Annotated in this window: 18 protein-coding genes; 14 read left to right on the top strand and 4 right to left on the bottom strand. The window is 37.1% G+C overall.

The annotated features are described in order from the left end of the window. Nucleotides 1–5 precede the first annotated feature (5 nt). From V2145_RS12175 to V2145_RS12160, 4 genes are all read left to right on the top strand, one after another. Nucleotides 6–269 (top strand): YpbS family protein, encoded by a 264-nt coding sequence (locus tag V2145_RS12175; protein ID WP_094909629.1) that lies wholly within the window; start codon nt 6–8, stop codon nt 267–269. 170 nt (nt 270–439) lie between these two features. Beyond that, nucleotides 440–781, top strand: coding sequence for a hypothetical protein (locus V2145_RS12170; protein WP_094909630.1), 342 nt, complete (start codon nt 440–442; stop codon nt 779–781). Between the two features lie 96 nt (nt 782–877). Then, the gene (locus V2145_RS12165; RefSeq protein WP_094910143.1) at nt 878–1,336 is read left to right on the top strand and encodes a divergent PAP2 family protein; all 459 of its coding nucleotides are present in this window, start codon (nt 878–880) and stop codon (nt 1,334–1,336) included. Between the two features lie 64 nt (nt 1,337–1,400). Continuing rightward, nucleotides 1,401–1,676 carry a DUF6123 family protein gene (locus V2145_RS12160; protein WP_094909631.1) on the top strand — a complete coding sequence of 92 codons (276 nt, stop codon included), beginning with the start codon at nt 1,401–1,403 and terminating at the stop codon, nt 1,674–1,676. 9 nt (nt 1,677–1,685) lie between these two features. Here the strand turns inward: V2145_RS12160 and V2145_RS12155 are convergent, their stop codons facing one another. Further along, on the bottom strand, nt 1,686–2,084 hold the full coding sequence (locus V2145_RS12155) for an RNase H family protein (protein ID WP_094909632.1): 399 nt from the start codon (nt 2,082–2,084) through the stop codon (nt 1,686–1,688). A gap of 201 nt (nt 2,085–2,285) precedes the next feature. Between V2145_RS12155 and V2145_RS12150 the strand changes: the two genes are divergently transcribed. The 4 genes from V2145_RS12150 to V2145_RS12135 all read left to right on the top strand — a co-directional run bounded on the left by V2145_RS12150 (nt 2,286) and on the right by V2145_RS12135 (nt 3,952). Continuing rightward, the gene (locus V2145_RS12150; protein WP_330987792.1) at nt 2,286–2,939 is read left to right on the top strand and encodes a ribonuclease H family protein; all 654 of its coding nucleotides are present in this window, start codon (nt 2,286–2,288) and stop codon (nt 2,937–2,939) included. A 27-nt stretch (nt 2,940–2,966) separates the two neighbouring features. Continuing rightward, complete coding sequence (locus V2145_RS12145) at nt 2,967–3,149, top strand: zinc-finger domain-containing protein (protein ID WP_094909634.1); 183 nt, start codon at nt 2,967–2,969, stop codon at nt 3,147–3,149. A gap of 55 nt (nt 3,150–3,204) precedes the next feature. Continuing rightward, nucleotides 3,205–3,477 (top strand): DUF2564 family protein, encoded by a 273-nt coding sequence (locus V2145_RS12140; RefSeq protein ID WP_094909635.1) that lies wholly within the window; start codon nt 3,205–3,207, stop codon nt 3,475–3,477. 202 nt (nt 3,478–3,679) lie between these two features. Continuing rightward, nucleotides 3,680–3,952 carry a hypothetical protein gene (locus V2145_RS12135; protein ID WP_094909636.1) on the top strand — a complete coding sequence of 91 codons (273 nt, stop codon included), beginning with the start codon at nt 3,680–3,682 and terminating at the stop codon, nt 3,950–3,952. Between the two features lie 207 nt (nt 3,953–4,159). Here the strand turns inward: V2145_RS12135 and V2145_RS12130 are convergent, their stop codons facing one another. After that, complete coding sequence (locus V2145_RS12130) at nt 4,160–5,377, bottom strand: NupC/NupG family nucleoside CNT transporter (RefSeq protein WP_210608509.1); 1,218 nt, start codon at nt 5,375–5,377, stop codon at nt 4,160–4,162. Between the two features lie 320 nt (nt 5,378–5,697). Between V2145_RS12130 and V2145_RS12125 the strand changes: the two genes are divergently transcribed. Both V2145_RS12125 and V2145_RS12120 read left to right on the top strand, forming a co-directional pair. Further along, nucleotides 5,698–6,927: an MFS transporter gene (locus V2145_RS12125; RefSeq protein WP_094909638.1), complete on the top strand. Its 1,230-nt coding sequence runs from the start codon at nt 5,698–5,700 to the stop codon at nt 6,925–6,927. Nucleotides 6,928–7,027: 100 nt separating this feature from the next. Continuing rightward, a complete protein-coding gene (locus tag V2145_RS12120; RefSeq protein WP_094909639.1) occupies nt 7,028–7,408 on the top strand; it encodes a DUF4183 domain-containing protein in 381 nt (126 codons plus the stop codon). Between the two features lie 54 nt (nt 7,409–7,462). Here V2145_RS12120 and V2145_RS12115 read toward each other — a convergent pair whose 3' ends face one another. Continuing rightward, nucleotides 7,463–7,837, bottom strand: a complete 375-nt coding sequence (locus V2145_RS12115; RefSeq protein ID WP_165932501.1) for a DUF4183 domain-containing protein — start codon at nt 7,835–7,837, stop codon at nt 7,463–7,465. Between the two features lie 222 nt (nt 7,838–8,059). Between V2145_RS12115 and V2145_RS12110 the strand changes: the two genes are divergently transcribed. After that, nucleotides 8,060–12,235: a C39 family peptidase gene (locus tag V2145_RS12110; protein ID WP_330987791.1), complete on the top strand. Its 4,176-nt coding sequence runs from the start codon at nt 8,060–8,062 to the stop codon at nt 12,233–12,235. Between the two features lie 40 nt (nt 12,236–12,275). On the opposite strand, the gene V2145_RS12105 is transcribed toward V2145_RS12110, so the two are convergent. Beyond that, on the bottom strand, nt 12,276–13,574 hold the full coding sequence (locus tag V2145_RS12105; protein ID WP_094909642.1) for a purine/pyrimidine permease: 1,299 nt from the start codon (nt 13,572–13,574) through the stop codon (nt 12,276–12,278). 318 nt (nt 13,575–13,892) lie between these two features. Here V2145_RS12105 and V2145_RS12100 point away from each other — a divergent pair, with 318 nt between their 5' ends. The 3 genes from V2145_RS12100 to V2145_RS12090 are packed head-to-tail and all read left to right on the top strand — an operon-like array spanning nt 13,893 to nt 16,609. After that, nucleotides 13,893–14,717, top strand: coding sequence for a M55 family metallopeptidase (locus V2145_RS12100; protein ID WP_094909644.1), 825 nt, complete (start codon nt 13,893–13,895; stop codon nt 14,715–14,717). A 15-nt stretch (nt 14,718–14,732) separates the two neighbouring features. After that, nucleotides 14,733–15,662 carry an ABC transporter permease gene (locus tag V2145_RS12095; protein ID WP_094909645.1) on the top strand — a complete coding sequence of 310 codons (930 nt, stop codon included), beginning with the start codon at nt 14,733–14,735 and terminating at the stop codon, nt 15,660–15,662. A 2-nt stretch (nt 15,663–15,664) separates the two neighbouring features. Then, nucleotides 15,665–16,609, top strand: a complete 945-nt coding sequence (locus tag V2145_RS12090; RefSeq protein ID WP_094909646.1) for an ABC transporter permease — start codon at nt 15,665–15,667, stop codon at nt 16,607–16,609. Nucleotide 16,610 lies beyond the last annotated feature (1 nt).

Genomic DNA, 16,610 nt, shown 5'->3' with positions numbered 1-16,610 from the left:
CAAAAATGAGCGTACACAAAGCAATATCAGAGCATTCAAAGAAACAGCATGAACTTGTTAAAGCATTTGTCAGACTAGATACAATGCGTGAGCAAGCAATCGAAGCAGCGGTGCTTCTCTGTAAAGAAGGCAAAGAATTTTCAACGGATACAATTAATGCGGTGACGGCTCAAATTAATGAGCTTGCAAAAAATAATGGAATCGTACCAACACGTCAGTCTGTAACAAAAGAAATGGTTGCAGAATACGTTCAGCGTTTAAATAATTAAAAAAATGAGAGCTGCTTTCTAATGGCAGCTCTCATTTTTTATTGAATTGAAACAAGAGGGAAATTGCCCATTAGCTCCCGGTGTTACCTTATTTTTCGAAGTATTTGATTTCAAAACAGATCCATACTAATGAATGTACCAACAAGGTACAAACAAAGGAGGAGATTGTAATGGGACGTACAAAATCAGGTAATGCAAATGCGCAGCGTAATAACAATGCAAAACAAAAGCATAACACAGAATTTGCTTCTGAGTTTAAATCAAACCAAGCTCAAAAAGCGAAAGCTGCAAAGAAAGCAAACAGTGCACATGCTGAAGAATTTGCATCTGAATTCAATGTACAACAAAATCAAAACAATTCTTCTAACCAAAAGCTTAAAGCTTCTAAAAGTGCTAAAAACAACCAATATAACCAAGAATTTGGTTCTTATGCTGAGGTAGAATCAGCAAAGATGAATAATAAAGCACAAAAGAAAGCTTCTAAAAAAGCTTCTAAGAAAAACAATCACTAAGTCATAGTGAGCGTCGAAAATGCCAGAAACATTCATGATGCGAGTGAATGTTTCCGGCATTTTCTTTTTTACACAATAGTAAAAGAGGTGAGAATGTTGAACAAAGGTATTGGCTTGTCACTTTCTTCAATATTGTTAGCACAGGCATTAAAAATTCCTATTAAGAAATATCAAACAGGTGTATGGGACATATCGATGATAGGGGCATCGGGTGGAATGCCAAGTTCTCACTCTGCAGGGGTTTCTTCTCTGGCTACCTACGTCGGGTTAACCAAAGGTATTTCTAGCATTGAATTCGGAATTGCGACTGTGTTTGGAATTATTGTTATGTATGATGCACAAGGGATTCGAAGACAAACTGGTGAAATTACCATTAAGGTAAATACGTTAGATGAAGAAATTGAAAAATTAGCCGGTCTTCCCGATAAAGGCTTTCATGACTTAACTGAACAGAAGCTTAAAGAGATGCTTGGACATCAGCCGGCAGAAGTGCTTGCAGGTGCCCTCCTAGGTGTCACTATAGGATTAGTTGGCTATTTGCTTGGTGAAAAGTAATGGTCAAATTTTTATAAATACGCTAAGATAAAGAGGGAACCTTTATAAAGGATGGGATCGGATCGTGACAAAATTGGTAAACTCCTTAGAAGAATACCTTCTTTATCTTGAGGAAAAAGGCTTTTCTTTAAAAGAAGATGCAAAGGGTTTTATTGCGTTTGGTCAGCAATATACAAAAATGCCGGATGAAATGGTTATTTTTTCGATTGAATGGACCTTAAAAATGCAAAAAGAATTCGATGGTAGCTTTTTTGTTGCGCTGCTAGAGCAACTTGCAGCACAAAAGGTAAAGACGAGAAAACAGGCGATGCAAGTGCTAAAACAGACCGGAATGATTTGAAGCAGGAGCTTATAGTCCTGCTTCTTTTTGATGAATAGCTTCTCTAGCAAGCTGGTCAGCTCCGCTATTTTCGCTGCTTGGAACCCACTTAATAAAAAATAAATCAATTTGTTTGGAGAGAGTTAACGCTTTTTCGAGGAGAGGAAGAAAAGCTTTATTTTTTACATATTCTCTGTTCATAGCTGTATCTACAATCTGCGAATCGGTTCGGAAAGAAACCATCGTATACTGCTTTTCTAAACAAAGCTCTAATGCTTTTATTAAAGCATGAAATTCAGCTTCATGATTATTCATCGCTTGCAAGGGAATAGAGTAACGGTGGTGTTCCCCGTTACCTTTTATAATAATTCCCGCGCCAGATGGACCGGGATTTCCCGCAGAGGCACCGTCAATGTATACTTCTATCATAGTGATCACTCCAATATAGCTTAGTTAATCAGATAAGTTGCAATTAAATCAACTCTATTGTACCATAAAAAAATTTAGTGCTAACTACAGTAAAATCGCGATAATAATTGTCATGAAAAGACAAGATGAGTGATAAAATACAAAAAAGTAGAAAAGTTTACGTGCGGTATTCAAAAATTGCCCATGAAAGGAACTGGAAAGATGAAATTTCAAATTGAATGGCACTACAAATCATCCAAACAAAAGCAACTGACGTTTTACTCTGATTTCACAGATGCAAACGAAGCGTTTATTATCATAGGCGACTTGGAAAGAACTGGGCGTACAAAGGAAATTTATTTGATTAGTGAAGATGGACAACGTTGGACTGTAAAAGAAGCCAAGAAGCTGTTTGAAGAAGTTCAAACGGAGCCTCATGACATCACAGTGTATTTTGATGGGGGCTTTCATCATGACCTGCAAGCCGCAGGTCTCGGTGCTGTTATTTACTTTACGCAAAACGGTTTCTCACAGCGCATTCGAGTTAATACGCAGCTTGAGCAAATTGAATCAAATAATGAATCGGAATATGCGGCTTTTTATTTTGCAGTACAGCAGCTAGAAGAAATGGGAGTTCATCATATTCAAGTGACCTTTAAAGGAGATTCACAAGTTGTGTTAAACCAGTTAGCAGGTGAATGGCCTTGCTTTGAAGAAATCTTTAATAAATATTTAGACCGCATTGAAGATAAGCTACAAGAATTAGGAATTAAACCAATTTATGAACCGATTTCACGTAAGGATAATGAAGAAGCCGACCAGCTTGCAACACAAGCCTTACAAGGAATTGCCATATCTAGTCGAAAACGAATATAGGTATTAATTGAAATGGAGAGATGCAGCATGGAAAGAAAGCAAGTGTTAGAAGAAGTAACAGAGCTTCTAGATTACTATTGCAATGACTGCTTTGTAAAAAAAACGTTTAATAAAGAGCGGGGCAAAACCTATGCGCAATCGTTTTGTATTAATGAGTGTACGGTAGGAGAGAAAATTAAAAAGTACGGAGAACTATTAACGAAAAAGTAGTTCTGTATAATTTTTTTCGTCTTGTTTTATCCTATCCATAGGAGGTGTTTTATGAATGGATAACTTTTTAAATCAAGACGTAACGACAGGTTATAATGATTTACAACAAGCTCAAGTTTCTATTCAATCAGCGCAAAAAATGATTGGAACTGCAACAATGAGCATGAGTCCGCAACAGCTTAGTGAAGCAACAGAAGCTCTAGCGAACGCACGCACAGAGTTAGAAGCAGCACAAGCAAATGCAACAGGTGTAGATGAGGAGTTTCTTCAAAAGTGCATGGCGGATTTAAAAGCTTGTGAACAGCAGTTAACTGAGGCAAAGCAATAAGGTTGTAACAGGAGAAGAGCACTCTTTTCATCGCAAAGTAAACGCGATACAAAGAGTGCTTTTTTACTAATATACATAAGGGTTTTAGGTTTCTGTAATATTATGGATGTATTTACTAATCTTTGTTTTAGAGGTATAATGAAAATAGATATCGAAAAATTCTGTTTATTATTAAGTAGATTGTCGATAAGGAGTGAGAGCTGTGTACCGTACACAAGTGAGAGGAAATGAAATTATCGTCTTGTTTTCAACGACAGAAGCATCCAAAAAGAGGACTGATATTGAAAGAGAAAAAATCTATAAGCGCGTTCTTCATCTGGATGAAAAACTGCTTACATTTCATAATGGTACGAGCTTTACAATTGGAGATCCGTTAGGTTTGATTGTTGCTCATGTTAAGAAAAGTGACTTAACGACAATTTACATTGAACATATTATTGATAAACAATTTATGTATCATGATGATGTAATTTAAGGTTGGAAAATAAAAAGTAGTTTTTTCTCTAAAGAAGAATTACAACGTTACTACGTTCTAACTGTTTTAGTAAGTTCGTTCCATTCCGTTATTTCTTTGAAAATTATTTTCCAAATCAACAAAAAATATCCGAATTATCGAAGTATCTCACTTACGATAGCTCGGATATTTTATTGACTAAAATAGTATGTCTTAGCTTCTTTTTTATTAAATAAACATACCTGCAATTGCTGCGCTTAATAGGTTAGCTAACGTTCCGGCAAGAATAGCACGGAAACCTAAACGTGCTATTTCTGGACGACGGCTTGGCGCCATATTGCCTAATCCACCTAATAAAATAGCAAGTGAAGATAAGTTAGCAAATCCACATAGTGCGAAGCTGATAACAGCAACTGTTTTATCAGAAAGCTGATCAATTTGTGGAGCGAAAGAAGAGTAAGCTACAAACTCGTTTAATACAAACTTTTGTCCAATGAAACCAGCTGCTTGTACTGCTTCGCTCCAAGGAACACCAATGACAAACGCAACTGGTGCAAAAACAAATCCTAAAATCGTGTCAAGTGTAAAGTTTTCAAGGTTGAAAAGGCTTCCAATTCCAGACAAAATTCCATTTAACAATGCAATTAGTGCGATGAATGCAAGTAGCATTGCTCCTACGTTTAGTGCAAGCTTTAACCCGTCAGATGCTCCGCGAGCTGCTGCATCAATTACGTTAACTGTATCTTTATCTTTCTCCATCGCAACGCCTTCAGCTGTTGACGTCTTTTCCGTCTCTGGAATAATCATTTTAGCCATAATTAATCCGGCTGGAGCGGCCATAAAGCTTGCTGCTAATAAATATTCGATTGGTACACCTAAAGCTGCATACCCAAATAGTACTGAACCAGCTACAGATGCTAATCCACCTGTCATAACAGCAAAAAGCTCTGATCTTGTCATTTTCGGTAAGTATGGTCGAATAACTAACGGTGCTTCGGTTTGACCAACAAAAATATTTGCTGCAGCAGATAATGATTCTGTTTGGCTTGTTCCAAGTAATTTTGATAATCCGCCACCAAGGAACTTAATGATAATCTGCATAATTCCTAAATGGTATAGAACCGCAATTAAAGAAGAGAAGAAAATAATTAATGTTAGTACATTAAATGCAAAGATAAACCCAGTAGGCTGAGTTGCATCCGATAGTGCACCAAATAAGAAAGAAATCCCTTCATTTGCGTAATTTACAACATTTTGTACAGCAGTTGTTACTTTTTCTAAAGCTGCTCGACCAACGTTCCATTTTAAGACGATAAATCCAAATAGAACTTGAATGGCTAAGCCGACTAATATAGTACGAGGTTTGATTGCTTTTTTATTACTGGATAATAAAAACGCTACCAAAAAGATAAACGCAATACCTAATAGACCCCAAAGGAAATTCATAGTCTCCACCTTTTCTTTATGTTTTTAGCGAAACGTCGTCAGACTTCTAACGTCTTACGACAACTTAAATATAATAGTTTTTGTCGAAAATTGAAAGAGGTTTTTGAGTTTTTCCTCTTTTATCTTGTCCCAACTTTAATAATTTATGAATAAAAAATGAGTGACTAATCTTTTAGAAAGGTTTGATACACAAGGGATGGTTAAATAATAGGATTGTAATTTATGCATGAATAGGAAATGATAAAATAGCAAAAAAATATAGATATGCATTGCTTGTAAAATGCTTAAATTGTTTAGCATTACGCTATCTGGAGGCTGCTATGGAAAGTAGAAAAAAAATGGACTTGCTTGCGCTTGCATCCGTTCCGCTTATTATGACATTGGGGAACTCCATGCTAATACCTGTTTTACCAGTCATTGAAAAGCAATTGAAAATTAGCTCTATGCAGGTCTCGATGATTATTACCGTGTACTCGATATTTGCTATTTTTTTAATTCCCATTGCTGGCTATTTATCAGATCGCTTTGGACGAAAAAAAGTCATCATTCCCAGTCTGATTTTAGCTGGAATAGGTGGAGCAATTACGGGATGGGCTTCATGGCAAATGAGTAGCCCGTTTTGGATTATTTTAATTGGAAGGGCCATTCAGGGAATTGGTTCTGCCGGTGCTATGCCAGTGGTTATTCCATGTGTAGGAGACATGTTTGAAGATGAACAGGAAGTAACGAAAGGGTTAGGGTTAATTGAAACTGCTAATACGTTTGGTAAAGTATTAAGCCCAATTTTAGGTGCATTTTTAGCCTCTTTTATTTGGTTTTTGCCGTTTTGGTTTATTCCGATTCTTTGTCTGTTGTCCATTTTACTTGTTCTCTTTTTGGTGAAAACCCCTAAATCAGGGTCATCTGATACAAAGAAACAAGACATTAAAGATTTCATTAAAAATGTGAAGAGCACTCTTCATAAAAATATTCGCTGGTTGTTAGCCATTTTCATTTTAGGTGCTATTATTATGCTTGTTTTATTTGGAATGCTCTTTTATTTATCAACAATTCTAGAAGAGAGATATGACATTATCAATACAAAAAAAGGCTTTGTAATGGCCATTCCATTGCTTGCACTATCCATTGCCTCGTATGTTGCTGGGAAGAAAATTGGTAAGAATAAAGTGGTGATGAAATGGTGTTCATTCTTTGGTTTTCTTCTATTAGCCTGTTCTTTTCCTATCTTATTTTTTAATACTTCAATTGTCATGATTATCATCACGCTTGTAATTGGCGGTATCGGAATAGGTGTTGCACTTCCAAGTCTTGATGCTTTAATTACCGAAGGCATTGAGAAAGAAGAGCGAGGGACAATTACGTCAATTTACAGTTCCATGCGCTTCGTCGGAGTCGCTGCCGGTCCCCCATTGTATACTTTGCTAATGAAATGGTCTGATATGGCTGTTTTCCAAACGTCTTTATTTGTTAGTGCAATCGGGGCTATTATCGTTCTTAAAGCAATCAAACCAACAGATGAAGCCATGAAGGTTAAAAAAGCTGAGGTTTAATTTTATTTCTTAGAGATAGATGTTTGTCCCTCACAACTTGTACCACTGTGCCATACACTATGAGTGAAAAGATGAATGAGTGAAATGAGGGACAAAGAAGATGGCATTGCAAATTATGAAAATTTTAGCTTCCGCTACAACGGTTACAACCATAAGCCCTGTTAATACAAAATTATTTTATGTTACGACTGCACAAACGAATGGAGGAGCTACGCTAACCATCGATGCAGCTGACTTTTTTTTAGATGATGGCTCAGCAGCAACGACACTTCCTGTACTAGAAAGTAGCAATAGCTATTACCAAGTGTATATCAATGGTTTATTGCAGATGGAAGGGTTATCGACTTACACACCTGGTGCTACGGGCGTAGGCTCAGTGGCAGTTGATGTACCAGTAGGCGGCTCTATCTTAGCAGGAACTCCTATTATTGTAGAGGTTGTTAACTTTACACCGGCTTCGGCAACAACTGTTACAACATAATGAAGTGATAAGAAAGAAGCAAAGCTACATGTTTGCTTCTTTTTATTATTGAATTTAAACTAAATAAATTGTAATAAACTGCAGTAAAATTAATGTATTCTCGGAAGGAACATCTGTGGATAAAAGCTCAAGTTTACCTTCATCCACTTTATAAATTGCAGGAGGCTGAAGCATGCCATTTACAAATAAATTAGTGTAGGAAACTGAATCAGGATTTAATATGCCGCTGTTTCCGTATCCTGTTAGCTGGTCTTTGTTTGTGAAAATGCGCTGTTGCCCATCTGCTCTAGCATAGTAGTAAGCAATATTTGTTTTGGCAATTTTTAAGGGTGGCAAAGAAAGTTTGGTTGAAATCTGTATTGAACGCTTGGTCCAGTCCGTAACTTGTTTAGCTCGTATTGAATGAGAGTTTTTATTGCACTTTTTCACATTGATACACCTCGATTTTTCCTCTTTCTTCTTACTAATCTAAATCTTCTTTTTATACAATATTAATTTTTCAATAAAAAGTCCCTAATGTTGGGTATAGTATGGAATTAATTACCTTATTAATAAATAATTGTCTAACATTAAAAACGTTGATATGATAAGAGTTAAGTGACCATTAGAGCGGTTAAAAGATTTGGTTACGGAATAGATGAGGTGGCTAGAATGATGGAGATTACGGTAAAAGAGTTGAAAAATTATATAGAAGAGCATCGGATTATTGATGGACTTCAATCTGTGCGCTTAGAATTAGAACAGCTTGAAAAGGCACCCTCACATCATACCTTAAAGCAAAAACTTGCTAAGTTTCAATCGAGTGATGATTTATATGAGCTTATTCGCCTATTGGACGATAGCTTAATGTATCGATATAGTACCGTAGTTACTCGATACGGTTATCGCCGTTTTGGCACATTTCAAATGGCTATCTTTTTATATGATGAACTTGTTCGTGAAGGAAAGACGTTACAAGCAAAGCGAGAACTGGATTTATTGTTAAAAACTACAGATTTAAATACAGTCACATCAAAACAAATTGAAACGGCTTACTTCCTAATGGTACGTATTTTGTTAGAAATTAAGCGGGTTGATGAAGCGAAAGAATGGATGCAGAAAGTTGAGCAATACAATAAAACTGGAATGTTTGATAAATGGGGCTATTTTTACATTCAAACTGGCGAATGGGAAAAAGCAGAATACTATTTAAGTGAAGGCATTAGTAAAAATGAAAAAACGGACATGTGTTTTTTATTTTTAGCTGATTTATATGCTGCGAAAGGTGAACATGAAAAAGCTTTACATACCATTGATGAAGCTTTAGGCATGTATCCCCAGCTCCCTGCGTTATATATGGAGAAAGTTAGAAAGCTAAAAGACTTACATTACTATGAGGAGCTTCTTGAGGCTGTTAGTGAATTAGAACAAATACTTATTACAAAAGAGTATCATTCTTATTTTACACAGCTTAAAGCAGAAGCCTTTTTTTATTTGAAAAATGCAAGCCAACTACAAGCATTAGTGGAACAAGAAGAGAGCTTAAAAAATACACCGTACGCAAAATTAATGAGTGATGGACAAGCTGTGAAGTTACCAATTAAGCCTATTATTCAAAAAGATAACTACTGTGTTCCAGCAAGTCTAAGCATGATTCTTAGCTTATTTAACCAACCTAAGACACAAGATGAAATTGCGGAACATATTTATAGCCAGCTGGGGTCAAAACTCTCAAGCGCGGTGGAATATACGGAAAGTCTTGGCTATAGCTGTCGTTTTTTTACAGGGACTATAGATATTTATAAACAACTGCTTCAAAGCGGTATACCGATACTTGTTAGTGTAGAATTTGAGCATGCTTCTCATGTTCAAGTGGTCTATGGTTATAATGATCAGCTACAGGCTTTCTATGTGCAGGATCCTAATTTTCTAAATCCCCAGTTGGTTGAGTATAGTGAGTTCGACCGACTTTACGTAAACTCAGGTTATTTATCCATTGCTATTTGTAAAGAAGAAGCAAGACTTACGTTTCTTTCAGAGCGTGAGCACTACTTTTTCAAGGAATTATATCGCATAACAGATCTAGTCGAGCAAGATGAAGAGCGCTATATTCAGCAGTTAATAGCGCTTCTAGAGTCGAATGGAGATATTCCATTTTCTCCGTTGTTTGGTATTAAACACATCTTTCGAGAGGATAGTCGTCAAGTTACGTTGGAGTGGTTACATAAACTACTTACTACGTATCCAAATAATGATTACATTAGGTTGCATGCAGCTTATGCGTTTTTTCGAACAGATGAAAAGCAAAAAGCAGCCGAGCTCTTACAACAGGTTAAAGAAAAACGAACGAGCTCACTTTATTATTATTTAAAAGGCAGGCTTTATTTTGAAGATGATCAGTATACACAGGCGATTACGTATTTTCATCGATCATTGCAGCTAGATATTGAGCAGCATCTTGTACTTAGCTATTTAGCACTTGCTTATTTCTATAAAGATGATGTTGATTACGCTTATGAATTGTCTCATACTTCACTAAGCTTTTATGATGAAGAACCATTTTCAAAAGTCAATCATGCACTAATTTTAAATGATCTTGGAAAGACTCAAGAAGCTCGAACTATTTTCGATGATTTATTGCGCCATGATCGCACAGACGCATTTCTATGGTATGAACGTGCTAAGTGTGATCAACGCTTAGAGAAAGGACAAAAAGCGTATCGAGGTTTTATGGTAGCAAAGCACCTGCAGTCTGATATGCCATATCCTTACATTTCCTTAGCAGACTGGTATCAGCATGAAAAAGAAGATTCATTAAAAGCTGAAGCTATTTTATGTGAAGGAATTAAGCAAGTTGAAAGTAACGAAACGCTTTCCCGCTTGCTTGGAGACCTTTATATTGAAAACAAAGAATATGAAAAAGCAATTCAACTCTTTGCAAATGCGCGTGTACCAATGCTTCAAAATGGCCTTGCTTATGCTTATTTGCAAGCTGATCGCTTATCAGAAGCATTGAATCTGTACGAAAAAGCTTTAATAGCTGAAGAGTATAATCAAGATGCTTGGTTAGACGCAGGGAATGCGCTGTTGTATTTTTGCAAAGAACGTGACCTTCAAGAAGGAATAGAAGTTGGAATCTCTCTCATCGAAAAAGGCCTTTCTGGTCTAGAGTCAGACTTAGATCAAGCTTTAGAATCTTATGTAGGGTTTATAAATGACTTTGGTCGCCAGGAACAAGGGGTTTCTTTCTTGAAACAAGAATGGAAAAGCCGTCCAAAAGAAATTCTTTATGGATGCTATGCCGGTGTACTGTTAGAGGAAGAGAAGCGGTATGATGAAGCGATGGCTCTTTATGAAGAGGCACTGAGAGTTGAACCAAATGCTTTTTCATATTATCGCTTAGGCGAAGTTTACAAAGAGATGGATTTAGTTGAAAAAGCTAAAGAAGCCTATGAGCTATGCGTGTATTATGATCACCGAAACAGCGGGGCATATGAGAACTTAGCGCTAATTGCTCGAATGGAAGAAGATGAAGAATCAGAAAAAAAATACTTATATACCATGCTACAATTCGATCCATTGGATGTAAATATAGAGCGTTTATCACAATTGTGTAAGACAGAATCTGATTATACAGAACTCATTCATTATTTAGAGACCATGGAAACATCGTCTCTTCAAGGGTGGATCATGGATAGCTTAGCTTATGTGTACGGTGCCAAAGGTGATGAGAATCAAGAAGAAAAGTACTTGTTAAAAGCCTTAGAGATGAATCCTGATCAACAAGCCGTACAGCATCACTATGCAAATTGGTGCATACAAAAAGGAAATCTTAAAGAAGCAAAGTCAATTATGCTAAAGCTTATTAAAGAAAATGTAGAAGAAGAGCTCTTTTATGCAACATGGTTGGAGTGTTTCCCATCTCGAAAAGACCTTTTGACCCTTTCTACGCATTTAAAGAAACTAAATGTAACAAATGAAGAAAAAGCATTTATCTATACGAATACGGCAGTTGCACTTCAAGCAGTAGTCGAAGAGTTCAGTGAAGTAGAAGAAGAAAGGACTTTTCTAAAGCGTACGTTTAAAAAGTTTAAAGAAAAAGCAACAATGATTGCGCTTTTTGGTATGATTATTGAGCTACATGAAACAGCTATGAAATTAGATCGCACAAATGTACAAGCCGTGCATGCGTTAGCGAGTTTTTATGAGGAAAGGCAGATGGAAGATGAAGCTATTTCTTTGCTGGAGAGGAAGCTAAAAGAAACGGAAGATGTTAGTATTGGCCATCATTTAATGCATATTATCATTAATGTTGATCATGATGATGAGAGTATTAAAAAGGGCTTATCTTTTGTAGAGTTTTTATTAAGTATAGACCCTCACAACTTTGAGTTCTTATTATACGAAGCGATTTTACTTGGTGAGCAAGGAAGTGTAGTAGAGGCAGAACAAAAGTTTAAAATGCTCTTAAAGCAGCAAAAATATGACCCAAACGTTTATGCTGGATTAGGAAAGCTGTATAATCGAATGGAACGATATGATGAAGCTATTGGCATCTTCAATGCAGGAATTGAAAGTGGTCAATCGAACACCTTGCTGTATATAGAGCTTGGTATTGCCTATCATTTAACTGGGCAAACACAGGTTGCAGCGGAGCTTATGGCAAAGCGGTTAGAAGAAGAGGATGACTTGTTTATTCGTTATAATTTAGCTTGTTACCTAGCGAGTATAGGAGATATAAAACAAGCAGAACAAGAGCTTCACCTTGTATTGGAACAGGATGAAAGCGGCCAGTTTTATGAGATGGCAAAAGAAGACGAAGATCTTCGTTTACTACGCATTCAGTAAATAAAAAAGTGCTTTGCAGTTATAACTGCAAAGCACTTTTTTATTTGCTACTTTCCTTGGCAAAGCGGCGTTCTTGGAAAGATGAGTATACTTCGATAATAAGAATAATGAGCGTACCTAACACCAAACCGTTGCTTAAGAATGTTGTTACCAACGGGGGAAGTGTAGAAAAAGCATCCGTTGGTAAGAACATAACTCCAATTCCTGCGAATAAAGGAATTCCAGCTTTTTTCATAGCCTGATAAGGGGCAGGTGTATTGGAAAACTCATGTATACCTAATGCAATCATGCTCGCAAAGACAGGGAAAATAGCAGCATAGCCTACGGCTGTGGGTAAGCTAGACATAATGGAAGTGAGCGGAGTAAAAATGCTCACAAACAATAATAAACAAGACGCTACAATAAACGGTAAGCGACTGTATATGCCAGTTGCTGAAATAAAGCCTCCAGATCCTGAGATCGGAACTGCACCGACACCAGAGAAGACACCTCCAAGCAGTTGACTAATTCCGGAAGCAATGCCTGATTGTTTAATATAGCTCCTTTTTGCTTTCGTACCGTTGCGTTCATAAACGGATTCCACAACGCGTATGGAAGCGAGCATGTTTGTAATTAAGATAAGCGTGACAAAAAAAGCAGTTGTTACCATGCTCCATTCCAATCTAGGAGCTCCGAAAGCAAATGGTTCAGGGATATAAAAAAGATTCGATTGAAACGTAATTTGATCTGTTAAGTTTAAAATAGCGAACAGTCCCCAACCAATACCAATGCTTACAATAATACTGAACTTATTAAATACAGGATGTGAGAGCATATAAAAAGCTAATAGTAAAATAGCAGCTGAAGCTAACGCGACTGGAAGTTTGATAGCAGGGTTATCGCTTGTTACCCCAAGCATACCTTTTAAGAATGAACCGCTTAGCTGTGCTACTAGTAAAATTAAATAAGTACCGGTTACAGTTGGGGTAAAATATTTTGCTAGCTTATCGATAAGGCCAAAGGCACTCATCAATAAAGCAATAATTCCACTTGTAATCATTGTGAATTGTAAAACCTGAAGCGTTTCCGTTCCTGAACCAAATAAAACCGTTCCTAAGCCGGCATAGAGGGAAAATACGCCCCACCAAACACCAGCTGGGCCTTCCATAATCGGTAATCGATGTCCAATGAAGATTTGAAGTAAGCCGGATGCTCCAAGAATGAAAAGGGTACGCTGTAAAAATTCAATGGATTCTGTTGGTGAAAGGCTGAATTGAGAAGCGATAACAATTGGAACGATAATGCTATTAGAAATCATAAATAAAAACCATTGTAACGAAGCAATGGACGTACGAATCATAGTATGCACCTCATGTTTAATCTGTCTAATCTAGTTTGTTTTATCTAGTAACTTTTTACATTTTACCATGAAATCGAGGTTTTGAAAGCGATATCTCTTATATTAATCTAGAAAAGAAATATTGCAGCTATATCCATTCAGAAGAAGAGCTGTCGCAAAAATTGACGAAATATGTAGGAATGATGGTGAGGTAGACAAGAATAAACATTTTATGCCAAAAATAATTAATATTATATTGAAAAAATGGAGTAAATATTTTATAATTTTCTTAATATTTAATACAATTAACCTCTTAAACTTAAAGAAGGGAGTGGAAAAATGAAGCTATACGTATCTATCGATATGGAAGGAATTACTGGCCTTGTAGATCAAAGTAACGTCTTTTTACAAGAAGCAAACTATGAGCGCAGCAGGCGAATTATGACACAAGAAGCCAATGCTGTAATTGAAGCTGCGTTAAAGAACCGCTGTACAGAAGTAGTTGTAAATGATAGCCATTCAAGTATGAATAACCTGTTAGTTGAAGATTTGCACTCTGAAGCCGTTTTAATTTCAGGTAGCGTTAAGCCATATTCAATGGTTCAAGGCCTGGATAGTTCATTTGCTGGGGCAATGTTTATTGGATACCATTCACGTGCTGGAATGCCTGGCGTTATGTCACACGCTATGACTTTCGGAGTGCGAAATATGTATATAAACGACGTAGCCGTTGGTGAGCTAGGGTTTAATGCTTATGTCGCAGGGCATTATGAAGTGCCTGTTTTACTTGTCGCAGGGGATGATTATACAGCCATCGAAGCGACATCACTCATTCCAAACGTCACGACAGCAATTGTTAAAAAATCCATTTCTCGTTCTGCAGCACAAACACTAACTCCTAAGAAAGCAGAACAATTACTTCAAGAAAAAGTTGAAATTGCCATTCAAAACAAACACTTAATAAATCCCTTATTACCACCAAACCAACCAACTTTAAGAATCGAATTTAATAATTACGGTCAAGCAGAATGGGCTAATTTAATGCCAGGTACAAAAATTGAACCTAATTCAACAATCGTTAGCTTTCAAGCGAAAGATATTTTAGAAGCATATCAAGCAATGCTTGTTATGACAGAACTTGCGATGCGAACTACATTTTGTTAGAAAGTGTGATTAAAAATGAAGACATACATATTGAAGCGCTTTATTTCAATGATTATCACATTGTGGGTCATTGTAACATTAACATTCTTTTTAATGAATGCTATACCAGGTTCACCTTTTAATGAAGAGCGAGCTACGAGTGAAGCTGTACAAGAAAATTTAGAGTCGTACTATCACTTAAATGAGCCATTAATTGTTCAGTACTTTATGTACATAAAATCAATTGTTACGTTTGATTTTGGACCATCAATTAAGCAGCCTTCTCAAACAGTAAATGATTTGCTGGGACGAGGCTTTCCAGTTTCTTTTGAGCTTGGGATGGTTACTTTACTTGTCGCTGTGTTTTCAGGTATCGCACTTGGAATTGTAGCCGCACTACGCCGCAACGGAATTGTAGATTATTTAGCGATGACAATTGCTGTTATCGGAATTTCTATTCCTAACTTTGTTATGGCAACGCTGCTTATTCAAAAGCTAGCCGTTGATTGGGCGATTTTACCAGCAGCTACATGGACAAGTCCAAAGCATATGATTTTACCAACACTTGCTCTTGCGACGGGGCCGATGGCTATCATTGCGCGCTTAACCCGTGCAAGTATGATTGAAGTGTTAACTCAAGACTATATTCGAACGGCAAGAGCTAAAGGGCTTTCTCCTTATAAGATTGTATTTAAGCATGCCTTGCGAAACGCGCTGCTTCCAGTGGTAACGGTGTTGGGAACAATTGCTGCTAGCGTACTGACTGGGACGTTTGTTATTGAACAGATTTTTGCTATACCTGGTATGGGAAAATACTTTGTTGACAGTATAAACACGCGTGATTATCCGGTTATTATGGGAACCACAGTATTTTATAGTGCCATTTTAATCTTTATGCTGTTTTTAGTAGACATTGCTTATGGTATTTTGGATCCAAGAATTAAACTACATCGAAAGGAAGGATGAGCATGAGTGATCTGAAATCAGAAAAGTCAGTAAGCATTCCTGATGAATGGTTTGTACCAAAGCAAAAAGATCGCACCGAGGCGGAAGCTGTTGTGCGTCCCAGCTTGTCTTATTGGCATGATGCATGGCTACGGTTATTGAAAAACAAGCTGGCAATGCTAGGATTAATCTTTTTGGTTTTGCTAGTCATCATGGCTATCGTGGGACCGATGATTTCTCCCCACAGCGTTACGCAAACGTCATTTGCGAATCAAAATCAGCCACCTTCAAAAGAACACTGGTTTGGAACGGATGATTTAGGAAGGGATGTATTTACTCGAACGTGGTATGGAGCAAGAATTTCACTATTCGTTGGGGTCATGGCTGCTTTAATTGATTTTATAATCGGAGTTATTTATGGAGGCGTTGCCGGCTATAAAGGCGGTCGCACAGATAACGTGATGATGCGTATTGTTGAAGTTCTATATGGCCTTCCTTATCTATTGGTTGTCATCCTGTTAATGGTGGTAATGGGACCTGGTTTATCAACGATTATCCTCGCACTTTCCGTGACAGGCTGGATTGGAATGGCCCGAATTGTCCGAGGACAAGTTCTACAAATAAAAAACTATGAATTTGTGCTTGCATCCAAAACATTTGGGACCAAAACGGCAAGGATTATTAAGAAAAATTTATTGCCTAACACAATGGGGCCGATTATTGTTCAAATGACGTTAACGGTTCCGACAGCTATATTTGCCGAAGCGTTTTTAAGCTTTTTAGGATTAGGTGTTCAAGCACCATTTGCCAGCTGGGGTGTAATGGCAAATGACGGTTTATCTTCGATTCTATCTGGCTATTGGTGGCGCTTATTTTTCCCGGCTTTCTTTATTTCTATCACCATGTTTGCATTTAACGTGCTAGGGGACGGTTTACAAGATGCCCTTGATCCAAAGTTAAGGAGGTAGA

It is taken from the genome of Priestia sp. GS2 (assembly GCF_036409025.1).
GTDB lineage: Bacteria > Bacillota > Bacilli > Bacillales > Bacillaceae_H > Priestia > Priestia aryabhattai_A.
The sequence above is the reverse complement of the archived record's forward strand: the minus strand, read 5'-3'. Positions and strand labels throughout refer to the sequence as shown.